General features: G+C 74.2%; 17 protein-coding genes and 1 pseudogene. 11 read left to right on the top strand and 7 right to left on the bottom strand.

Features of this window, described 5'->3' with window-relative positions:
- Positions 1–14: 14 nt before the first annotated feature.
- A pseudogene (locus ABZ249_RS05540) lies at positions 15–701 on the top strand (protein kinase); the annotation flags it as partial.
- A gap of 1500 nt (positions 702–2201) precedes the next feature.
- Positions 2202–2933: a hypothetical protein gene (locus tag ABZ249_RS05545; protein WP_355257961.1), complete on the top strand. Its 732-nt coding sequence runs from the start codon at positions 2202–2204 to the stop codon at positions 2931–2933.
- Between the two features lie 64 nt (positions 2934–2997).
- On the opposite strand, the gene ABZ249_RS05550 is transcribed toward ABZ249_RS05545, so the two are convergent.
- Positions 2998–4335, bottom strand: a complete 1338-nt coding sequence (locus ABZ249_RS05550) for a PQQ-binding-like beta-propeller repeat protein (RefSeq protein WP_355257680.1) — start codon at positions 4333–4335, stop codon at positions 2998–3000.
- Between the two features lie 120 nt (positions 4336–4455).
- Between ABZ249_RS05550 and ABZ249_RS05555 the strand changes: the two genes are divergently transcribed.
- The 4 genes from ABZ249_RS05555 (at position 4456) to ABZ249_RS05570 (ending at position 9243) form a co-directional block, all read left to right on the top strand.
- Complete coding sequence (locus tag ABZ249_RS05555; protein ID WP_355257683.1) at positions 4456–5385, top strand: AEC family transporter; 930 nt, start codon at positions 4456–4458, stop codon at positions 5383–5385.
- 120 nt (positions 5386–5505) lie between these two features.
- Positions 5506–6060, top strand: a complete 555-nt coding sequence (locus tag ABZ249_RS05560) for an RNA polymerase sigma factor (protein ID WP_220564327.1) — start codon at positions 5506–5508, stop codon at positions 6058–6060.
- Positions 6048–7124, top strand: coding sequence for a CU044_5270 family protein (locus ABZ249_RS05565; protein ID WP_355257686.1), 1077 nt, complete (start codon positions 6048–6050; stop codon positions 7122–7124). Before ABZ249_RS05560 ends, ABZ249_RS05565 begins: the two co-directional genes overlap by 13 nt.
- A 223-nt stretch (positions 7125–7347) precedes the next feature.
- On the top strand, positions 7348–9243 hold the full coding sequence (locus tag ABZ249_RS05570; protein ID WP_355257689.1) for a serine hydrolase domain-containing protein: 1896 nt from the start codon (positions 7348–7350) through the stop codon (positions 9241–9243).
- Positions 9244–9510: 267 nt separating this feature from the next.
- On the opposite strand, the gene ABZ249_RS05575 is transcribed toward ABZ249_RS05570, so the two are convergent.
- The 6 genes from ABZ249_RS05575 to ABZ249_RS05600 all read right to left on the bottom strand — a co-directional run bounded on the left by ABZ249_RS05575 (position 9511) and on the right by ABZ249_RS05600 (position 15825).
- On the bottom strand, positions 9511–10656 hold the full coding sequence (locus tag ABZ249_RS05575; protein WP_355257692.1) for a DUF6596 domain-containing protein: 1146 nt from the start codon (positions 10654–10656) through the stop codon (positions 9511–9513).
- Between the two features lie 7 nt (positions 10657–10663).
- Positions 10664–11071: a YciI family protein gene (locus tag ABZ249_RS05580; RefSeq protein ID WP_220564323.1), complete on the bottom strand. Its 408-nt coding sequence runs from the start codon at positions 11069–11071 to the stop codon at positions 10664–10666.
- Between the two features lie 241 nt (positions 11072–11312).
- Entirely contained in the window at positions 11313–12707 is a 1395-nt protein-coding gene (locus ABZ249_RS05585) for a dihydrolipoamide acetyltransferase family protein (protein WP_355257696.1), read from the bottom strand.
- A gap of 14 nt (positions 12708–12721) precedes the next feature.
- Positions 12722–13699: an alpha-ketoacid dehydrogenase subunit beta gene (locus tag ABZ249_RS05590; protein WP_355257699.1), complete on the bottom strand. Its 978-nt coding sequence runs from the start codon at positions 13697–13699 to the stop codon at positions 12722–12724.
- A gap of 3 nt (positions 13700–13702) precedes the next feature.
- Positions 13703–14809: a pyruvate dehydrogenase (acetyl-transferring) E1 component subunit alpha gene (gene pdhA, locus ABZ249_RS05595; RefSeq protein ID WP_220564320.1), complete on the bottom strand. Its 1107-nt coding sequence runs from the start codon at positions 14807–14809 to the stop codon at positions 13703–13705.
- Positions 14810–15219: 410 nt separating this feature from the next.
- Positions 15220–15825, bottom strand: coding sequence for a sigma-70 family RNA polymerase sigma factor (locus ABZ249_RS05600; RefSeq protein ID WP_220565453.1), 606 nt, complete (start codon positions 15823–15825; stop codon positions 15220–15222).
- A 376-nt stretch (positions 15826–16201) separates the two neighbouring features.
- Between ABZ249_RS05600 and purS the strand changes: the two genes are divergently transcribed.
- From purS to purL, 5 genes are all read left to right on the top strand, one after another.
- On the top strand, positions 16202–16447 hold the full coding sequence (gene purS / locus ABZ249_RS05605; protein WP_220564319.1) for a phosphoribosylformylglycinamidine synthase subunit PurS: 246 nt from the start codon (positions 16202–16204) through the stop codon (positions 16445–16447).
- Positions 16448–16669: 222 nt separating this feature from the next.
- Positions 16670–17164 carry an ATP-binding protein gene (locus ABZ249_RS05610; RefSeq protein WP_355257703.1) on the top strand — a complete coding sequence of 165 codons (495 nt, stop codon included), beginning with the start codon at positions 16670–16672 and terminating at the stop codon, positions 17162–17164.
- Between the two features lie 287 nt (positions 17165–17451).
- Entirely contained in the window at positions 17452–18147 is a 696-nt protein-coding gene (gene purQ / locus ABZ249_RS05615; RefSeq protein ID WP_355257706.1) for a phosphoribosylformylglycinamidine synthase subunit PurQ, read from the top strand.
- A gap of 46 nt (positions 18148–18193) precedes the next feature.
- Positions 18194–18712, top strand: coding sequence for a hypothetical protein (locus ABZ249_RS05620; RefSeq protein ID WP_355257709.1), 519 nt, complete (start codon positions 18194–18196; stop codon positions 18710–18712).
- A 78-nt stretch (positions 18713–18790) separates the two neighbouring features.
- A complete protein-coding gene (gene purL, locus ABZ249_RS05625) occupies positions 18791–21085 on the top strand; it encodes a phosphoribosylformylglycinamidine synthase subunit PurL (RefSeq protein ID WP_355257712.1) in 2295 nt (764 codons plus the stop codon).
- The last annotated feature ends 67 nt before the right edge of the window (positions 21086–21152 follow it).

Raw genomic sequence — 21152 nt, forward strand, 5'->3', positions numbered from 1 at the left:
GGGTCCTTCCTCTCATGTCCTCATGGGCGCCCGGGTACGAGACGCCGGTCCCGTTGACGCAGGGGCGTCGAGCCCGCATCGTGCGCGCGACCCGGTCCACCAGCGGGGCCGACGTCGTGCTCAAGGTGATGCCGTCGAACCGCGGGCGGACCGAGCTCGAACGGCTGCGCGACCTCAGCGGCGTGCCCGGCGTGGTGCCCCTGCTGGACGCGGGGAGCACCGCGGACGGGAACGTCTTCGTGGCGCTGCCGTTCTACCCGGACGGCTCGTTCGCGGAGCTGCTGGCGAGCAAGGGGCCGGCGCCAGTGCAGGAGGCGGCGGCAGTGGCGCGCCGGATCGCGGAGGCGCTGGAGGCGATGCACCGGCGGGGGATGCTGCACGGGGACGTGTGCCCGGGGAACGTGCTGCGCGCGGGGCGCACCCCGGTGCTGACGGGGTTCGGTGCGGTGCACCGCCCGGGGGAGGCCCCGCCGCCGCCCGACCCGCGGGCGGAGTCGTTCCTGCACGCCTCGCCGGAGGCGCTGCGCGGCGAGCCCCGCACCCCGGCGTCGGACGTGTACCAGCTGGCGTCCACGGTGTGGACGCTGCTGGTGGGGCGGCCGCCGTTCGCGGAGGGGTCGTTCGACCCGCGCACGTACGCGGAGCGCGTGCTCACCCACGAGGTGCGGCCGGTCCCTCGGAACGACGTGTCCCGCAAGCTGCGCGGAGTGCTCACCCGCGCGCTGGCCAAGGACCCCGGCGAGCGCTACCCGAGCGCGGCGGCCTTCGCCAACGCCTTCGAGCAGGCCCGATCCCCCCGCCCGACCCCCGAGCCCCAGCCGCACACCACCCCCTCCGGCGTGCAGCCCGCGGCTGCCTCGTGGAACCCCGAGACGCCCTCCACCGGTGCTCCCGCACCCGCGCCCGCGACCGCGCAGCCAACCGCACCTTCCGGCGCGCACCCCGCCGCGGCCACTTGGGACGCAACCGCCTCAGCACCCTCCGGGGTACAGCCCCCGGCGGCCGCTTGGAACCCTGAGCCCCCCTCCACCGGCGCTCCCGCACCGTCGGCACCACCAGCACCGGGCTCCTCTTCCGGCGCGCACCCCGCCTCAGCTGCTTGGGATACAAGCGCCCCAGCACCCTCCGGCGCACAGCCGACCACGGCCGCTTGGAACCCCGAAACATCCCCCACCGGCGCTCCCGCACCGGCACAGCCACCCGTACCACCAGCACCAGGCGCACCTTCCGGCGCACACCCCACAGCGGCCTCGTGGGTTCCGGGAGCACCGCCCACCGATCCCACGACACCCCCCGGTGCACGTCCCGCCGTGGCTGGCTGGGATGCGACCGCCTCGGCACCCTCCGGAGTACAGCCCCCGGCCGCCGCATGGAACCCCGAAACGCCCCCCACCGGCGCTCCCGCACCGGCACAGCCACCCGCACCACCAGCACCGGGCGCGCCCTCCGGCGCGCACCCCACTGCCGCCTCGTGGTTCTCGGAAGCACCCCACGCCACACCGGCCCCGGGCGGTACGCCCTCCGAGGCACAGCCACACACCGCCCCGTCCCCCGGCCCTTCTGGCGCGCAGCCCCCAGCGGCCACGTGGGACGCAACCGCCGCACCGGCCACAGGCCACACCGTGGAGCCTCCGGGGCCGGGCGCTCCCGGGGCGCACACGCCTTCGGGCGCGCATCCCGCGTACACGCCCTCCGGGGCGCAGCCCGCGGCGGCCGCGTGGGGGTCCGAGCCCCCCACCGCCCCGGGCGTGCCCGCGCCTCCCGTGTCCGGACCGCACTCCGCGACAGCCCCTTCCGGCCCGCATCCCGGGCACGGACCGGCTTCGGGAGGACGGCCGCCGGGCCCCTCCGGCGCGTCCCACACCCCGCCGTCCGCGCCCGCGGCGGCTCCCTCGGGTCCGCACCCGGCGGCCGCGTGGGACGCCGCGACACCCCCGCCTCCCGGCGTCCCGGGCGGCGGGTACCCCGTGCGGCCGCCCGAGAGCACGGCCCCGGGTACGGGCCCGCATCCGGCGTACGCGCCGCCGTCCGGCCCGCATCCGGCGGCGGCCGCGTGGAACCCCGCCCCGCCCGCCGCCCCCACCGCTCCCCCCTTCCGACCGCACGGCCCCGGCGGCCCCCCGCCGACCCCGCCCGCCGGGCCGACCGGCCTGGAGGGGAGCAGGCTGCCCGCGGTCGATGCCGGCGGGACCGCCGAGATCATGATGGCCAAGCTGCGCGGCGAGGAGATCTCACCGCTGCGCGCCTGGTCGCGGCTGGAGGGCTGGACGGGCGACGGCCGGGCCTCCTTCCTGCCCGTCGACACGATCGAGCAGGAGGAGGACACCGCCGGCCGGCTCCCCGCCGCCTTCGACGAGTCCCCCTCCCGGTGGCGCCGCCACCTGCACATCGCCGTCTCGGTCTGCGGCATCCTGCTGGTCACCGCCGTCTCCGGCGTGTTCGCGTCCGCGGCGCCGCGGCCCGCGGCGGAGACGACGGCCGCCGCGGAGCCCGCCGAGGAGCCGCAGCCGTCCGAGGAGCCCGCCGACGAGGCCGTCTCGCCCAGCGCCCCGCCGGAGGTGGCCGCCCCCACCGCCGTCGCCCTCCAGGACAACCTCGGCAACGTCATGCTCACCTGGACCGACAACAGCGGCGGCACCGCGTCCTTCTTCGTCCTGGGCGGCCCCCGGGGACACGACCCCGCGACCCTGGCCCGCACCGGCCCCGGGGTGGTGTCCGCACAGGTCCTCACCGAGGACACGGTGATGGAGTACTGCTTCACCGTCATCGCGGTGGACGGCTCCTCCGCCCCCGCCGCCGAGGTCTGCACCGCGCGCGAGGCGGCCCGGGAGGCCGCCCGCGAGGCGGAGGAGGAGGCCGAGCGCGAAGCCGAGGAGGAGGCACGGGAGGAAGAGGAGGCGGAGCCCTCGGCCCCGCCCTCGCCCCGCGGGTAGGCGTGCCCCGCGGACACGCACCGCCCCGGCGCACACCGCCCCGCCGCGCGGCGCCGCGTGCGGGTCAGCGCAGCGCGACGACCCGTCCGGGCCCGCGCCACCGCTCGGTGTCCTCCGTGACCAGGACGGCCCCCGGTACCCGGACGGCGACCGGGCCCGCGCGGTAGGCGTGGGGCCCGGGCTCCGGCCGGGTCCCGTCCGCTGCCGGGCCCAGCGGGATCCTGCGCACCCCGCCGTCCCAGGAGAGGACCTCCGCGGTCACCGGCCCGCGGACGGAGTCGGGCCCCTCCACGAAGTGCAGGCGCAGCACCCCGTCGGACAGCCGCCACCCCCGGTGGGTCTCCGATTCCCCCGGGCGGGCCGGTGCGGTGACCTCCTCCCGCACGGTGCCGTCGAAGCCCACGTACCGGTACTCGACCTCGTCCGTGTCGGTGTCCCAGGCGTGGTCCACGTACCCGTCCGCCCCGAAGGCGACCCGGCGGCGCTCCACGTCGTGCAGGAAGGTCCCCGGGACCTCCTCCCCCGTGGCCGGTTCCAGCAGCCGGTGGAGCAGCCGCCCGCCCGGGTCGGTGTACGGCAGCTCCCACATCAGCACCGCGCCGTCCGGCGAGGCGGTCAGCTCCGGGACGGCCGCCGTGTGGTCGGTGAACCCGTGCTCCCGCTCCCACAGGACCCGACCGGTATCCGGTTCCAGCGCGACCGCGACGGCCGTGTGGTCCCCGTCCCCGTCCGTGAAGGTGCCGGTGACGGCCACCGCCCCGGGGGTGACGGCGACGTCCCCGTGGTGGAAGGCCTCCGGGTCGGGGACCGGCGGGTCCACCCCGTGGGACCAGGCCCGCCCGCCGTCGAACAGGGAGCGCGCGGTCACCGTGACCGCCGCGCCCTCGCCCCGGACCGAGACCCGCAGACCGTCGGTGAGGTGTTCCTCCCCGAGGTCCCCCTCCTCGCGGCCCCCGTCCCCCCGGCCCCCGTCCTCCCGGTACGCGCCGACGATCTCTCCGGTCCCGGTGGACAGCGCCAGCACGTCCCGGAAGCCGTGGCCCGCGTAGGCCAGCAGCAGGGTCTCCCGGTCGGGGGTGACGGCGGCCCGCGCCACGCGCCGGCCCCGCTCCCGGTGGTGCCACAGTTCCGCACCGGTGTCCCCCGCCAGGGCGATGACGCCGTCGTCGAGCACCATCAGGGCGCCGGAGACCCCGGCCAGCACCCGGTGGAGCCCCCGGCCCTCGGGAGCGGACCACTCCCAGGCGACCTCCGACACCGTGCCGACCTCCCGGGGACGGTACACCGGCCCGCCAGGGGAGGCGCGGTCCACCGGGTCCGGGTGCGGAGAAGGGGCCGCGGCGCACACGATCGCCGCGGCGGCCGCGCACAGGGCCGCGGCACGGGTTCTCCGGATGACCACGGGGACCGCCTTCCGGACGGGTGGGGAGTGCGGTAGAGCGTAGCCGGTGTGACCCGCACCCTGGCAGCCCTCCCCGGTACGGGGGTACCGTCCAAAGGTCCCCGAGCCCTTGGAGGTGCCGTGTCCGGCGTGGTCACCGGTTTCGGCGTCATCACCACCGTCGTCGTCATCGGCTACATGCTGGGACGCCTCTCGCTCCTGGGCAACGGCGCCCGCGACGTGCTCAGCGCCCTGGCCTTCTACGTGGCCGGCCCCGCGCTGATGTTCACGATCCTGCTCGACACCGACCTGTCGGTGCTGTGGTCGGGCAAGGTCGTGGTGAGCGCCCTGAGCGTCGCGGCCGTGGTCCTCGTCGTGGTCGCGGCCGGCCTGCTGCGCCGCTGGGGCGTATCCCGCACCACCATGTCCGCACTGACCTCCTCCTACGTGAACGCCGGGAACCTGGGCCTGCCCATCGCCTCCTACGTCCTGGGCGACGCCTCCCTGGTGGCCCCGATCCTGCTGACGCAGATGCTGGTCATGGCCCCGGTCGCCGTGACCGTGCTGGACCTGTCCGGCGGCGACGTCCGCGGCGCGGGCCCGGTGCTGCGCCGCGCCCTGAGCACCCCCGTGCGCAACCCGCTGCTGCTGGCCTCCCTGGCCGGGGTGACGGTCTCGGCGGTGGGATGGTCGCCGCCCGCCCCGTTCCTGGAGCCGTTCGAGCTGATCGGCGGTATGGCGGTCCCGGCGATGCTGCTCGCGTTCGGCATCTCCCTGCACGGCTCCGGCATGCCCGGGCGCGGCCCACAGCGCGGCTCCGTGCTGTTCGCGGTGGCCCTGAAGTCCGTCGTGCAGCCCCTCGTGGCGTGGGCGCTGGGCGCCCTGGCCTTCGGCCTGTCCGGCCCGGACCTGTTCGCGGTGGTGGTGCTGGCGGCGCTGCCCACGGCCCAGAACGTGTTCACCTACTCCCTGCGCTTCGGCGTCGAGGTCGATACCGTCCGCGACACCGTGCTGATCTCCACGTTCGCGACGGTCCCGGTGCTCTTCGCGGTGACCTTCCTGCTGGGCTGACGCCGGGGCCCGCCCCTGCCGGACCGCCCCCGCCGGACCGGCCGGAAAAAAGTCCGCACCGCGCCCTAACACCCGCCCCCTCCCCCGACACATCCAGGTGAGAGGACGGGAGGTACGCCGATGAGACGCGGCACGGCCGGGGACGCATACTCCGGCCAGCGCGACTTCAACGCCATGTTCGAGGAGCACTACGACGCCGTCTACCGCTACGCACGGCGCCGGGTGGGCCCGGACCACGCCGACGATGTCGCCTCCGAGGCGTTCGCCGTGGCCTGGCGCCGCGCCGAGCGCCTGCCGCCCGGGCGCGAACTGCCCTGGCTGTACGCCTGCGCACGCCGGATCACCCTGGCTCACCTGCGCAAGGACCACCGGCAGGACCTGATCGCCGAGTCCCTGGGCCGGCAGCCCGGTTCGGCGGTCCACGCCGACGACGCCGACCGGGTGGTCGAACGCGCCGGGGCCCTGGCCGCCCTGGCCCGGCTGACGGAGCCGGAACGCGAACTCGTGATGCTCGTGACCTGGGAGGGGCTCGACTGCCGCCAGGCGGCCCGGGTCGTCGGCTGCACCCACGTCACCGCCCGCGCCCGGCTGCACCGGGCCCGTAAGAAACTCACCGCCCACATGAACGAACACCCCGCCGGCCACGCCCCGAAGGAGGCGGCATGGACGACCTGACCGCTCTGCGCTCCGCTCTGAACGGCGCCGACCCCGCAGCGGGCGCCGCCCCCGCCCCCGAGGCCCGCCACCGGGCCCGCGCCAACGCCATCGCCCGAATCGAGGAGTCCCCCGCCGTGTCCCGACCCCTGTGGCGCCGCATCCCCGTCCTGGCCGCCGGAGCCGCCGCCGCGGCCCTGGCCGTGGGCGCCGGAACCCTGCTCCTGCCCGCCGACGAGCCGGGCGGCATCCCCGCCGCCTACGCCGCCCCGCCCGAGCCGATCGAGGTCGTCGGCGGCGACCCGGTCGACGGGACCGACGCCCTGCTCGCCCTGGCCGAGGTCGCCGGGGAGCGCGGACCGGCCCCGGGCTCGGGGGACGTCGCCTTCGTCTCCACCACGGGGACACAGCTGATCCGTCTCACCGCCAACGCCGGGGACGACGACCCCGACGAGACCCACGGCTACCGGTACGTCCCCTACGAGTGGAACGAGTGGACGGGCCCGGGCGGGGAGCACCGGTCGGACGCCCACCCGCAGCCGCCGCTGGACAAGGGCGGAGAGGAGGCCGACCACGAGCGGTTCCTGGAGCAGGGGAGCGAGTCCTCCGAGGAGACCCTGCACCCCTCCCTGGTCTGGCCCGCCGAGCTGCCCACCGCCCCGGACGCCCTGGCGGACGTGCTCGCCGGGCTCGGGGAGGGCCCGGAGGACGGTTCCCCGGCCGGGATCGTGAACGCCGTGGAGTTCCTGTACGGGACCCGGCCGCTGGCCGGCCCGGAGGAGGCGGCCGTGCAGCGCGTGCTCGCCGGGCTGGACGGTCTGGAGCACCTGGGCACCGCCACCGACCAGCTGGGCCGTGAGGGAGAGCTGTTCTCCGTGGAGGTGGAGGACGGGGCGACCGTGTCGGAGTACCGCTTCCTCTACGACGCCGGGAACGGGGCGCTGCTGTACCGCGACACCACCCTGCTGGCGGAGGACCCCGCCCTCGGCTCCGCCGAGGACTACGGCCTGTCCTACCCGCTGACCGCCGAGCAGGTCGGCTACGTCTGGTCGGGCTGGGTCGGGGAGGTCGGCGCCCGCCCCTAGCGCCCGGCACCGCCCCGGACCGTGAGGCCCGCCCCCGCCGCGGGGGCGGGCCTCGGCCGCCGGTTCCGGCCCGGAACCGGCCCGTCGGGGGCGTTCCGGGCCCCGGCTCCCCCTCCGGTGGTGGAGCCCGCTCCACCCCGGTTCGGGTGGTCGGCGCCCGTGTGCCCGCAGGGGTCCGAACCCTAGTTTCGAGGGGAGAGGAACCCCCTGACGAGAGGTCACCATGCCCGGCCGAAGCGCCGCCGCACTCTGCGCGGCCGCCCTCCTGATCACCGCGCCCGCCATCACGGCAGCGGCCGCCCCGGCGGCCCGCGCCGCCGCCCCCGCGGCCCCGGCGGCCCCCGTCGAGGCCACTCCCCTGACCCCGGAGACCGCCCGCGAGTTCACCGACACCCGTGTGGCCGAACTCCTGGAGGAGTACGGCTCCCCCGGCGCGGCCGTGACCGTCGTCCTGGACGGCGAGCAGGTCGCCACCGCCGCCCACGGGTACGCCGACCTGGCAGAGGGCACCCCGCTGGACGCGGAGGAGCACCTGTTCCCCACCGCGTCCGTGGCCAAGTCGTTCACCGCGGCCGCCGTGCTCACCCTGGCCGGCGAGGGGCGCCTGGACCTGGCCGAGGACGTCAACGCGTACCTGCCCGAGGAGGCCCGCCTGACCGGCCCCACGGTGACCCTGCACGACCTGCTCACCCACACCGCGGGGTTCGCCGAGGTGGTCGAACGCCTCGGCGCGGAGGAGGGCACGCCCCTCGACGAGGTCGTGCGCACCGCCGTCCCGGAGCGGCTGTTCGCCCCGGGCGAGTACACCGGCTACTCCAACTACGGGATCGCGCTGGCGGGGTACGTCGTGCAGGAGGTGTCGGGGGTCCCGTTCGAGGAGTACGTCCGGCGGACCGTGTTCACACCGCTGGGCATGGAGGACACCTCCTTCGAGCAGCTCGCCGACGTCCGCGCCGACCGGCCGCTGGTGACCTCGCACCTGGCGGACGGGACCCCGGCCGGGGACGCCTTCATCGGGGACGTCCCGGCGGGGGCGGCGGTGACCACCGTCGGCGACATGGCCCGCTTCATGGAGGCGCTGCTGGACGGCGGGCGGATCGACGGGGAGCAGGCCCTGGCCCCGGGCGTGGCCGAGGCGATGCTGGAACGGCACGCCGAGATGCACCCGGAGACCACCGGGATGGGCTACGGCACCTACCAGTGGCGGGCGGGAGAGGTCCCGCTCATCGGCCACGGGGGCGACCTGGCGGGGGTCCACACGGGGTACGCGGTGGTGCCCGGTCTCGACGCGGGTGTGTTCGTCGCGGTCAACGGCGACGACGCGGCGGGGGCGAACCCGCTGGTCGACCTGCGCATGGCGGTGGTCGGCGCGTTCGCCGACACCTTCGCGCCCCAGTCCCTCCCCGAGGGGCGGCCCGACCCGGACGCCGACCTGGGCGCCTACGAGGGCTCTTACATCACCTCCCGCCTGGCGGCCTCGGGCCCGGCCCGGCTGGTGGCGCTGTTCGACAACGTGACGGTCCGCGACGCGGGCGACGGGACGCTGTCGGTGAGCGGGGCCCTGGCCGTGGACGACCGCTGGCTGCCGGTGTCCGAGGGGGTGTTCGCCGCCGAGAACGGCGAGGACCTCCTGGCGTTCGTCGAACGCGACGGCGAGGTGGCGGCGATCGCCACCGACATGAACCCGACCAGCGTGTACACCCGCACCGGCCCCCTGGGCTCCCCCTCCCTGCACCTGGTCGTCGCCGGAGTGGCGCTGCTGGTGCTGGCCACGGTCCTGGTCCCGGTCCAGCGGTCCGGGAACGGGTTCACGCTGGCCACGCGTATGCTGCTGACCTCGACCGCGCTGGCCGCCGCCACGGCGGCGGGGCTGCTGGTCTACGGGGTGACGGACCTGAACCGGGCCCAGGTCTGGCTGTCCGAGGGCTCCCCGGCCCTCACGCTGCCGATGACGGTGACGGCGGTGCTGGCGCTGGTGTCCGCGGTGTCCGTGGGCGTCTGCCTGGTGCGCGGGTGGCTGCGGCCGTTCTCCCGGGTGCACCTGCCGCTGGCGGCCCTGGCCGGGCTCGCGCTGGCCGCGACCGGTGCGGTGTACGGGATGGTGGCCCTCCCGTTCTGAGCCGATCCGGACACCGCGGAAACCGAAGGTGTCCGGGCCGACACGCCGGGGAACAACAGCAGTAGTGGATCCGCCCCCCTCCCCCTTGGGGGGCGGATCCCGCCTCGCGGGCGGGGCCGGTGCGCACGGCGCACCGGCCCCCCGCGCGTCCCGCCCCCGCGTCCGGCCTGCCCATGGGACCACCGCGCCACCACACGACGCCACGGGGACCGGAGCCCCCTGCGCCCCGCACGACCACCCGGACCACCGCGCCCCGGCACCGGCCCGTCAGCCGCGCAGGCGGGTGTTGATCCGGGCCGCGCAGCGCGTCAGGTGGTCCCGCTCGGCCAGATCGGTCGCCCGCCGCGCCGCCTCCGCGTACAGGCGGGCCGCCTCCGCCAGGTCCCCGTCGCGTTCGCGGAGGTACGCCGCCACGGCGGTGTGGCGGGGCAGCGAGTCGTCCAGTTCCGCGAGCGCCGCCAGCCCGGCGCGCGGCCCGTCGGCCTCGCCGACGGCCACCGCCCGGTTGAGGCGGACGACCGGGCTGTCGGTCAGGCGCACGAGCTCGTCGTACCACTCGACGATCTGCACCCAGTCGGTCTCCTCGGCGGTGGGCGCGTCGGCGTGGAGCGCCGCGACGGCCGCCTGGGCCTGGAACCCGCCCAGCCGGTCCCGGGCCAGGGCCGCCTGGAGGATCCCCACCCCCTCGGCGATCAGCGCGGTGTCCCACCGGCCCCGGTCCTGCTCGGCGAGCGGCACCAGGGCGCCGTCGGCGTCCGTCCGGGCGGCGCGCCGGGCGTGGTGGAGCAGCATGAGCGCGAGCAGCCCGGACACCTCGGGGTGGTCCACCGCGGCCGCGAGCCCCCGGGTGAGCCGGATCGCCTCCGCGGCGAGGTCGACGTCGCCGGAGTAGCCCTCGTTGAAGACCAGGTAGAGGACGCGCAGCACCGTGGCGACATCGCCGGGCCGGTCGAACCGCGCGCCGGCGACGGTGCGCTTGGCACGGCTGATGCGCTGCGCCATGGTCGCCTCGGGCACCAGGTAGGCCCGGGCGATCTGGCGGGTGGTCAGCCCGCCGACGGCCCGCAGCGTGAGCGCGACCGCGGACGACGGCGTCAGCGACGGGTGGGCGCACAGGAAGTACAGCCAGAGCGTGTCGTCCACTCCGGACACGGGCCCGGGCTCCGGCTCCCCGTCGACGAGGTCCTCCCTCCGGCGGCGGGAGGTGTCCGCCCGGGCCGCGTCGAGGAACCTGCGCCAGGCCACGGTGACCAGCCAGCCCTTCGGGTCCCGCGGCGGGTCGTCCGGCCAGGCCCGGACCGCTTCGACCAGGGCGTCCTGCACGGCGTCCTCGGCCGCCGCGAAGTCGGCTCCGCGGCGGACGAGGATGCCGATCACGCCCGGGGTGAGGCTCCGGAGCAGTGTCCCGTCCACTCCGGCGTCACTCCGTGACGGTGGGCGCCGCGCCCAGGAACGGGCGCAGCTCGAGCCACTCGTGGATCGGCCGCCCGCCCGCGCCGGGGGCGGCCGACAGCTCCCCGGCCAGCTCGACGGCGCGCTCGTGGCTGTCGACGTCGATCACCATCCAGCCGGCGATGAGGTCCTTGGTCTCGGCGAACGGCCCGTCGGTGACCGGCGGCCGGCCCTCGCCGTCGTAGCGGACGAACACGCCCTCGGGGGAGAGCGCCTGGCTGTCGACGTACTCCCCGGTCTCCTCCAGCCGGGCGGCGAAGTCGTCCATGTACCGCACGTGGGCCGCGATCTCCTCCGGGGTCCACCGGTCCATGGGCACGTCGTTGACCGCCGCCGGGGCGCCCCGGTAGTGCTTGAGCAGCAGGTACTTGGCCATGGTCTCTCTCCTCTGTTCCGGTGCGGCCCCTCCGGCCGCCTCCGCCCCGGGGACGGAGCCGCCCGCGGATCCTCGACATCCCGTGCGGACCGTTCCCGAAAAAAAATCCCCGGACCCGCCCGCCCCCGCCGCCGTGCGCCGCGATGCCCCGGGAAGAGGCCCCGGAGAACAGTGCGGCCCCCGGGGTCTCCCCCGGGGGCCACGTCGCACCGTCAGCCCCGACGGTGCGGTTCACAGGAGACTACCCCCAGGCGAGCGAGGTCAACTCCGGGTCCTCCAACGCGGCGCCGACATCGCGCAGCACCTTCGAGCCGAGCTCCCCGTCGACCAGCCGGTGGTCGAAGGACAGCGACAGCGTCGTGACCTTGCGGATCTTCAGCTTGCCCTTGTGCACCCACGGCATGTCGCGGATCTGGCCGAAGGCCAGGATCGCCGCCTCGCCCGGGTTGAGGATCGGGGTGCCCGCGTCCACTCCGAACACGCCCACGTTGGTGATCGTGACCGTGCCGCCGGACATGTCCGCCGGGGTCACCTTGCCCGCGCGGGCGGTCTCGGTGAGCTCCTTGAGCGCGACCGCCAGCTGCGGCAGCGTCTTGGCCCCGGCGTCCTTGATGTTGGGCACCACCAGTCCGCGCTCGGTGGCGGCCGCGATCCCCAGGTTCACGTAGTCCTTGACCACGATCTCCTGGTTCGCCTCGTCCCAGGACGCGTTGACGTCCGGGTTGCGCCTGATCGCCAGCAGCAGCGCCTTGGCGACCATGAGCAGCGGCGACACCCGCACACCCGCGAAGTCGGGGTGCTCGCGCAGCCGCGCGACCGCCTTCATGGTGCGGGTGACGTCCACCTGGAGGAACTCGGTGACGTGCGGCGCGGTGAACGCGCTGCCCACCATCGCCGCCGCGGTCGCCTTGCGCACGCCCTTGATCGGGACCCGCCGCTCCCGCGCGGACCGGTCCACCGACCCGGCGGGCGCCGCGGCGGCCGCGGGCGCCTCCTGGGGCGCGGCGGCCGGTTCCGGGGCGGCCTGCACGCCCTGGGCCGCCGCGTGGACGTCGTCGCGGGTGATGATCCCGCCCGCGCCGCTGGGGACGACCGTCGCCAGGTTCACCCCCAGGTCCTTGGCGAGCTTGCGCACCGGCGGCTTGGCCAGCGGGCGGCCCTGCGAGGCCACGGGAGCGGGGGCCACCGCGACCGGCGGGGCCGGGGCGGCGGCCGGCCTGGCCGCCGGGGCCGGGGAGACCGGGCCGGAGGAGGCCGGGCGGCGGCGGGCGCGGCGCTGGGTGGCGGCGGCCTTCTCGCCGTAGCCCACCAGCGGCTTCTCCCGCTCCTCCTCGGCCGGGGCCGCGGCGTCGTCACCGCCGCCGGTGCCGTCGTCCACGGTGATGATCACCGTGCCGACGTCCACCGTCTGCCCCTCCTCGACCAGCAGCTCCTTGACCGTGCCCGCGAAGGGGCTCGGCAGCTCGACGACCGCCTTGGCCGTCTCGATCTCGCAGATGTTCTGGTTGACCTCGATCACGTCACCGGGCTTGACGAACCAGGTGAGGATCTCCGCGTCGACCAGGCCTTCGCCCACGTCGGGCAGTTTGAACGAGTGCACGCCGCCCACCGCGGGGGCGTTCTTCTGAATCGCCATGTGTCCCTGATCCCCTAGTACGCGAACGCCCGGTCGACCCCGTCCAGGACCCGGTCCAGGTCCGGCAGGTAGTACTCCTCCAGCCGCGACTGCGGGTAGGGGGTGTCGAACGCGGCGACGCGGATGACCGGGGACTCCAGGTGGTAGAAGCACTCCTCGGTGATCCGGGCGGCGATCTCCGCGCCCGGCCCGCCGGTGAGCGTGGCCTCGTGGGCGACCACCAGGCGGCCCGTCTTCTTGACGGACTCGACGACGGTCGGGTAGTCCACGGGGGCCAGCGACCGCAGGTCGATGACCTCGATGGAGTGGTCGGTGTCGGCCTCGGCCGCCTGGAGGGCGGTCTTGACCATGGGCCCGTAGGCGAGCAGGGTGACGTCGGTGCCGGGGCGGGCGACCCGGGCCGCCCCCATGGGGGCGGCCTCGGCGATGGACGCCTCGGTGTCCACCTCGGCCTTCTCGTAGTAGCGCCGCTTGGGCTCCAGGAAGATCACCGGGTCCTCGCTGCGGATCGCCTGCTGGATCATCCAGTAGGCGTCCACGGCGTTGGCGACGCTGATCACGCGCAGGCCCGCAGTGTGCAGGAAGTACGACTCGGGCGACTCGCTGTGGTGCTCCACGGCGCCGATGCCGCCGCCGTAGGGGATGCGCATGACCAGGGGCACGCTGAGGGCGCCCGCGGAGCGGCGGCGCATCTTGGCGAGCTGGGTGAAGGTCTGGTTGGCCGCCGGGAAGAAGAACCCGTCGAACTGGATCTCCACCACGGGGCGGTAGCCGCGCAGCGCCATGCCGATGGCGGTGCCGACGATGCCCGACTCCGCGAGGGGGGTGTCGATGACCCGGTCGGCGCCGAAGTCCTTGTGCAGGCCGTCGGTCACCCGGAAGACGCCGCCGAGCCGGCCGACGTCCTCGCCCATGACGAGGACCTTGGGGTCGTGCTCCATGGCCGCGCGCAGGCCGGCGTTGATGGCCTTGCCGATGGTGAGGTTGGTCATGGCCTATCGGACCCCTTCCGCCTCGAAGGAGGCCAGGTAATCGGCGTACTCCGCGCGCTGGCGGTCGATGTGGACGTTGGGCTCGGCGTACACCTCGTGGAAGATGTCCAGCGGCTCGGGGTCGGGCAGGCTCCGGCACTGGGTGCGGACCTTCTCGCCCAGGGCGTCGGCCTCGGCGTCGACCGAGGCGAAGAACTCCTCGTCGGCCAGCCCGTTGTTCTCCAGGTACCGGCGCACCCGCAGGATCGGGTCCTTGGCCTTCCACTCGTCCAGCTCGGCTGCGTTGCGGTATCGGGTCGGGTCGTCGTTGGTGGTGTGGGCGCCCATGCGGTAGGTGAACGCCTCGACCAGGGTGGGCCCGTTGCCCTCGCGGGCGTTGTCCAGCGCGGCCCGGGTGACGGCCAGGACCGCCAGCACGTCGTTGCCGTCCACGCGCAGGCCGGGGAAGCCGAAGCCGGAGGCGCGCTTGTAGATGGGCACGCGGGCCTGGCGCTCCAGCGGCTCGGAGATGGCCCACTGGTTGTTCTGGCAGAAGAAGACCACGGGGGCGTTGTTCACCGAGGCGAAGTTGAACGCCTCGTTGGTGTCGCCCTGGCTGGTGGCCCCGTCGCCGAAGTAGGTGATGACGGCGGTGCCGTCCTCGCCGACGGCGCCGTCGCGCTGCACGCCCATGGCATAGCCGGTGGCGTGCAGGGCCTGGCTGCCGATGACGATCGTGTAGAGGTGGAACCCGTGCTCGTGGGGGTCCCAGCCGCCGTTGGTGACGCCCCGGAACATGCCGAGCAGTTCCTTGGGCTCCACGCCGCGGCACCAGGCGACGCCGTGCTCGCGGTAGGAGGGGAAGGCCATGTCGGTCCCGCGCAGGGCGCGGCCGGAGCCGATCTGGGCGGCCTCCTGGCCCAGGAGCGAGGCCCACAGGCCCAGCTCCCCCTGGCGCTGCAGGGAGACGGCCTCGCCGTCGAAGCGGCGCACCAGGACCAGGTCCCGGTACAGGTCGCGGATCTCGTCCGCGGTGATCTCCAGGGGGTAGTCGGGGTGCCCCGTCAGTTCCCCTTCCGGTGTCAGGAGCTGGATGAGCTCCGGTTCCTCGTGCACGGTGGTGTCCGACACGTCGCTCCTCGGTACTCGGGGCCGGTTTCGCGCGGGTGGGCGCTGATCGGCCGGATCGCCGCACGTGCACCCGGGGTGATGGGTGTACGGCGGACCTCACCATATGGTGACAGAACTCACCCTGGCGAGCGCAAGACCCGGCCATCACCTTTTACGCCGCGGATCCATGTTCCCCGATGCCGGACCAGCCCGATTAGCAGGGCTTCCTAGCATGTACAAGGTCTTCCGACGACTTTGTCGTCGGCTTGCGCAACGTCCGGCCGCGGAGCGACGGGCGGCCGGGTCCGGCCACGGAGCGTGGCGGAGCGGTCGGTCCGAAAACCCTCCGGGGGGGCGGGGTCGCGGACCTCGGCGCCGGGCGGGGGCGGGGTTCCAGCCCTCCCGCGCGGTGCCGTTCCGAAGAGGCGCGGTCAGCGGGCGGCGGGGACCCGCATGCCGCGGTCGCGCGCGTAGTCGGCCAGCATCTCGCGGAGCTGGCGCCGGGCGCGGTGCAGCCGGGACATCACGGTCCCCAGCGGGGTGCCCATGCGCTCGGCCACCTCCTTGTAGGCGTAGCCCTCGATGTCGACGAGGTAGATGACCTCCTGGAACTCCTCCGGCAGCCGCGCGAGCGCCTGCTTGATGTCGGAGTCGGGCAGGTGGTCCAGGACCTCGTTCTCGGCCGACCGCATGCCCGAGGACGTGTGCGCCTCGGCGGCGGCGAGCTGCCAGTCCTTGATCTCGTCGGTGGTCTCCTGGCGCGGCTCGCGCTGCTTCTTGCGGTAGCTGTTGATGAAGGTGTTGGTCAAGATCCGGTAGAGCCAGGCACGCAGATTGGTGCCGGCGCGGAACTGGTGGAAATTGGCGAAGGCCTTGGCGAACGTCTCTTGGACGAGGTCTTCTGCGTCGGCCGGATTGCGGGTCATCCGCAGGGCCGTGGGATAGAGCTGGTCCGCGAACGGCGTGACGGCGGTGGCGAAGTCCAAAGCCTCTTCGGGCTCCTGCCCGTCACTGTTCCGCGCGGCGATCGGTTCCATTTCGATAGTCGTCAAGATTCCCCCTCAGGACGACCGGACGATCACTTCCACCCTGTTAGACGCCACCTTGTGCTCTCAATGATGACATCAATCGTGGTGATCCGAGTCACGAACGTACCGAAACACTCGCTTGCGGGGTTCAGGTTGCGGTAAACATCCCCGGATCCCACTACCCGCAGGCGCTCCGGGTATTCCCCGGCCGGTTCCGGCCACGCGGCGGGCCGGGGTGACGAAGGACTCACCCGCACCGGCGGCCCCCGCGCGTGCCGTACTCTGGCGTCGCCCGCTCCGAGCAGTACGGAGAGGCGTCCGCCCGGCCGGGGAGCCGGGAGCGGACGAGGAGGGCGGCACACCCATTTCTCTTGTGGAGGACCCTGTGGCCCGCGTCGTTGTTGACGTCATGCTCAAGCCCGAGATCCTGGACCCGCAGGGCCAGGCGATCGCCGGCGCCTGCTCGCGCCTGGGTTTCGAGGGGATCGAACAGGTCCGCCAGGGCAAGCGCTTCGAGGTCGAGGTCGAGGGGGAGGTCGACGAGGCCAAGCTGGCCGACGTCCGCCGCCTGGCCGAGACCCTGCTCGCCAACACCGTGATCGAGGACTTCCGGGTCCACGTGGCCTCCTGACCCTCCCGGCCCCGCGCCGCGCTTCACGGCAGCGGACGGAGATGCCGGATTAACGGCCTTCGCCCAAAAGCGCGAGAAGTGCCCTTAGCGCCGGATGTGCAATGTAAAGACCGGCGGCGTCCCATGAGGGCGCCGCCGGTCGTTTTACGTCCGCCGCCCTCGGGAAGGTTCCTTGACGTGCCGGGCCCATGACCGACGACGGAGCACGAGAGGTGTTATTTCATGGACGCCGTCTTCTCGATCTCCCTGCCGCGGCGGGCGTACACGGTCGCGGTCGTACGCGACATCCTCGGAACACTCCTGTTCCGGGCCGGAATGTGCCGGGACTGTGTCGACGACTTCCTGCTGGCCTCCTCCGAGGCCTGCGCCAACGCCGTGGAGCACGGGGGTCCCTCCTCCGATTACCGGGTGGACGCCGAGATCGACCGGCATTGGTGCGAGGTCCGCATCTCCCATACCGGGAGAGCGCCGGACCCCGAAGCGCTCGCCGCCCGTTTCGCCTCGGAACGCCCGCCGCCCCTACCCGGACTGGACTCAGAATCGGGTAGGGGCATTCTGTTGATGCGCCGCCTCATGGACGAGGTGTCCTTCGAGGGGGAGCCGCGGATCACCGTGCTCCTGCGCAAACGCCGGGCGAACTGCGACGCGGACCCCGAGAGCGCCGCGGCCGGGGGCGTCCCCGCACAGTTCGGCGCCCTGGCCCTGGACCGGGTCTGAGGGGTCCCGGGAGGACCCGCCGGCATCCCCGCCGCCACTGTGTCGCACACCACGGCACCTGTCGGGTCGTACACCCGCGGGCCCTCCCGAGCCGCTGGAATCGGGAGAATCGTACGAACGGGAGTCGCGGAACAGGGGTGAGGGTCGTACCCGAGCACAGGTGAGCGGGTACGCTGCCAAGTGCGGACGCGGTGCCCCCCTCGGGGCCGGACAGGCGCCGCCAGCCTCCTCGCCGAAACTCCCCGCAGCCGCGGGGAGGGACCCGACCAACGACTCGGAGTGTGCTCATGACAGCCCGTGTGGGCGTCGTCACCTTCCCCGGTTCCCTCGACGACAAGGACGCCGCGCGCGCCGTCGCGCTGGCGGGCGCCGAGCCCGTCGCCCTGTGGCACGCGGACGCCGACCTCAGGGGAGTCGACGCGGTCGTCCTCCCCGGGGGTTTCTCCTACGGCGACTACCTGCGCTGCGGCGCCATCGCCCGCTTCGCGCCGCTGATGTCCGAGCTCGTCCCGGCCGCCCGCTCCGGGGCCCTGCCGGTCCTGGGCATCTGCAACGGCTTCCAGATCCTGTGCGAGAGCCACCTGCTGCCGGGCGCGCTCACCCGCAACTCCACCCTGCGCTTCGTCAACCGCGAGCAGAGGCTGCGCGTGGAGAACACCGCCACCGCCTGGACCGGCGACTACGCCGGGGGGCAGGAGATCCTGGTCGTCCTCAAGAGCGGCGAGGGCAGCTACGTCGCCGACGAGGCCACCCTCGACGCCCTGGAGGCGGAGAACCGGGTCGTGGTCCGGTACGCCGGATCCAACCCCAACGGCTCCCGCCGCGGCATCGCCGGGATCACCAACGAGCACGGCAACGTCGTCGGCCTCATGCCGCACCCGGAGCACGCCGTGGAGGCGCTGACCGGCCCCTCCACCGAGGGCCTGGGCTTCTTCACCTCGATCCTCGCCCACCTGGGCGCCAAGAGCCCGGCCGGCGTCTGAGCCCGGCCCGGTCCCACCGCACACCGACAAGGGGACGATCCTCGCGATGATGGCGCTCCTGCGCTCCCGGACCACGATGTACGTACTCGCCTCCATCGTCGTCGTGGGCCTGGTGGTGTCGGCCGCCGTCGGCCTGTTCAACTCGCTGGGCGCCGTACCGCCCGGTGCGCAGCAGACCGGGCAGGAGGGCACGGCCCCGCCCGCCCAGGCGCCGGACGTGCCCGAGGCCTCGTCGCTCGGCGACCCTCCTCCCGGCCTGGCCTACGTCTCCGACCCGGAGACCGACGTGTACTGCCGGCAGGAGGGCTGCGCCCGGCTGGTCACCGTGCTCACCGAGGACGAGGAGGTCACCGAGGACGCCCGGGCCACCGTCCAGGAGGTCTACGACCACCTGCTGGACCGGGACTGGAAGATCATGCTCCCCGAGGGCGCCGAGTCGCCCGAGGACGTGCCGCCGGAGCAGACCGTGCTGACCGACGAGACCGTCATGATCGCCGACTCCTCCACGGGCAACGCGGGGGACCCCGCGGTGCTGATGCTCCGCTACGCGGACCTCACCCGATGACCCCGCCCACGACCTTCCGCGCCGGTCGGCGGACGCCGCGGCCCGGCTCACACCAGCACATCCCGAACGGAACCACGCATGTCTGAAGTACCTCGTCTCGACACCGTCGCCGTGGCGCAGAGCAGCCCGGACACGCCTCAGCCGTACGCCGAACTGGGCATGGCGAAGGATGAGTACGAGCGGGTCCGCGAGATCCTGGGCCGCCGCCCCACCTCCTCCGAGCTGGCCATCTACTCGGTCATGTGGAGCGAGCACTGCTCGTACAAGTCGTCCAAGGTGCACCTGCGCCAGTTCGGCGAGAAGGCCCCCCAGAGCGACGCCCTGCTGGTCGGCATGGGCGAGAACGCCGGTGTGGTCGACGTCGGCGACGGCCGCGCGGTGACCTTCAAGATCGAATCGCACAACCACCCCTCCTACGTGGAGCCGCACCAGGGCGCGGCCACCGGCGTGGGCGGCATCGTCCGCGACATCCTCACCATGGGCGCCCGCCCGGTGGCGGTCATGGACGCCCTGCGGTTCGGCCCGGCCGACGCCGACGACACCAAGCGGGTGCTGCCGGGCGTGGTCTCGGGCATCTCCTTCTACGGCAACTGCCTGGGCCTGCCCAACATCGGCGGCGAGATCGGCTTCGGCCCCGGCTACATCGGCAACCCGCTGGTCAACGCCCTGTGCGTGGGCGTGATGAAGCACGAGGACATCAAGCTGGCGCAGGCGCCCGGCCCCGGCAACAAGGTGGTGCTGTTCGGCTCCACCACCGGCCCCGACGGCATCGGCGGCGCGTCGGTGCTGGCCAGCGCCACCTTCGACGACGAGTCGCACGCCAAGCGGCCCAGCGTCCAGGTCGGCGACCCGTTCATGGAGAAGCTGCTCATCGAGTGCAGCCTGGAGCTGTTCGCCAAGGACCTGGTCGTGGGCATCCAGGACCTGGGCGCGGCGGGCGTCTCCTGCGCCACCACCGAACTGGCGGCGGGCGGCACCGGCGGCATGAACATCCGGCTGGACCGGGTGCCGCTGCGCGACCCGCGGCTCACTCCCGAGGAGATCCTCATGAGCGAGTCGCAGGAGCGCATGATGGCCATCGTCGAGCCGGCCAAGATGGACGAGTTCCTGGCCATCTGCGACAAGTGGCAGATCCTGGCCACCGAGATCGGCGAGGTCACCGACGTCACCGACGAGGAGGCCGAGCGCGGCGGGCGCCTGGTCATGACCTGGCACGGGGAGACCGTGGTGGACATGCCGCCGCGGACCGCCTCCGACGAGGGCCCGGTCTACGAGCGCCCCTACTCCCGTCCGGAGTCGCAGGACGCGCTCCAGGCCGACGACGCCGGGGCCCTGCCCCGCCCCGCGACCGACGCGGAGCTGCGCGAGCAGCTGCTGCGGGTGCTCGGCGCCCCGGGCGTGGGCGACCCGAGCTGGGTGACGCAGCAGTACGACAGCTACGTGCGCGGCGACACCGTGGTGTCGACCCCGCACGACGCCGGGATGATCCGCATCGCCGACGACTCGCACCGGGGCGTGGCGCTGTCGACCGACGGCAACGGCCGCTACACCCGCCTGGACCCGTACACGGGCACCCAGCTGGCGTACGCGGAGGCGTACCGCAACGTGGCGGCCACCGGCGCCCGGCCGCTCGCGGTGACCAACTGCCTCAACTTCGGCTCGCCGGAGGACCCGGGCGTCATGTGGCAGTTCGCCGAGTCCACCCGCGGCCTGGCCGACGCCTGCAAGGCGCTGGGCACCCCGGTGACCGGCGGCAACGTGAGCTTCTACAACCAGACCGGCGACGTGGCGATCAACCCGACCCCGGTCATCGGCGTGCTGGGCGTCATCGACGACGTGCGGACCCGCCTGAAGTCGGCGTTCGACTCCGAGGGCGCGCGGGTGTTCCTGCTCGGCGAGACCCGGCCGGAGTTCGGCGGCTCGGCGTGGGCCGACACGGTCCACGGCCACCTGGGCGGGCTGCCGCCGCGGGTGGACCTGACCGCCGAGGCGGCGCTGGGCGAGGTGCTGGCCGAGGCCGCCGAGCGCGGGCTGGCCCGGGCCGCCCACGACCTGTCCGACGGCGGCCTGGGCGTGGCCCTGGCCGAGTCGGCGCTGCGCGGCGGCACGGGCGTGCGGGTGACGGTGTCCGAGGACGTGTTCACCGCCCTGTTCAGCGAGTCCGGCGCCCGCGCGGTCGTGGCAGTGGCCCCGGGCGACGAGGAGGAGTTCGTGGCGCTGGCGGCCCGGCACGGGGTCCCGGTGGAGCAGATCGGCACCGTGGGCGGCGACGCCCTGGTGGTGTCGCACGCGGGCGGCGCCGTGGAGGTGCCGCTGGCCGAGCTGCGCGGGGCCTACGAGTCCGCCCTCCCCGCCCTCCTGGGCGACCTGTAGGAACGCTTCGCCCCGCGGGGGCGGGACACCGTCACGGTGTCCCGCCCCCGCGGCGTTGTGCGGGGGC

The sequence above is a fragment of the Nocardiopsis sp. NPDC006139 genome (assembly GCF_040614155.1).
Taxonomy (GTDB): Bacteria; Actinomycetota; Actinomycetes; order Streptosporangiales; family Streptosporangiaceae; genus Nocardiopsis; species Nocardiopsis changdeensis.

What these genes read in the sequence shown, in the direction of transcription:
- ABZ249_RS05545 (WP_355257961.1), top strand. Translation starts at nt 2,202, where the DNA reads ATGATGGCCAAGCTGCGCGGCGAGGAGATCTCACCGCTGCGCGCCTGG.
- ABZ249_RS05560 (WP_220564327.1), top strand. Translation starts at nt 5,506, where the DNA reads ATGAGACGCGGCACGGCCGGGGACGCATACTCCGGCCAGCGCGACTTC.
- ABZ249_RS05565 (WP_355257686.1), top strand. Translation starts at nt 6,048, where the DNA reads ATGGACGACCTGACCGCTCTGCGCTCCGCTCTGAACGGCGCCGACCCC.
- ABZ249_RS05570 (WP_355257689.1), top strand. Translation starts at nt 7,348, where the DNA reads ATGCCCGGCCGAAGCGCCGCCGCACTCTGCGCGGCCGCCCTCCTGATC.
- ABZ249_RS05580 (WP_220564323.1), bottom strand. Translation starts at nt 11,071, where the DNA reads ATGGCCAAGTACCTGCTGCTCAAGCACTACCGGGGCGCCCCGGCGGCG.
- ABZ249_RS05585 (WP_355257696.1), bottom strand. Translation starts at nt 12,707, where the DNA reads ATGGCGATTCAGAAGAACGCCCCCGCGGTGGGCGGCGTGCACTCGTTC.
- ABZ249_RS05590 (WP_355257699.1), bottom strand. Translation starts at nt 13,699, where the DNA reads ATGACCAACCTCACCATCGGCAAGGCCATCAACGCCGGCCTGCGCGCG.
- ABZ249_RS05600 (WP_220565453.1), bottom strand. Translation starts at nt 15,825, where the DNA reads ATGGAACCGATCGCCGCGCGGAACAGTGACGGGCAGGAGCCCGAAGAG.
- ABZ249_RS05610 (WP_355257703.1), top strand. Translation starts at nt 16,670, where the DNA reads ATGGACGCCGTCTTCTCGATCTCCCTGCCGCGGCGGGCGTACACGGTC.
- purQ (WP_355257706.1), top strand. Translation starts at nt 17,452, where the DNA reads ATGACAGCCCGTGTGGGCGTCGTCACCTTCCCCGGTTCCCTCGACGAC.
- ABZ249_RS05620 (WP_355257709.1), top strand. Translation starts at nt 18,194, where the DNA reads ATGATGGCGCTCCTGCGCTCCCGGACCACGATGTACGTACTCGCCTCC.
- purL (WP_355257712.1), top strand. Translation starts at nt 18,791, where the DNA reads ATGTCTGAAGTACCTCGTCTCGACACCGTCGCCGTGGCGCAGAGCAGC.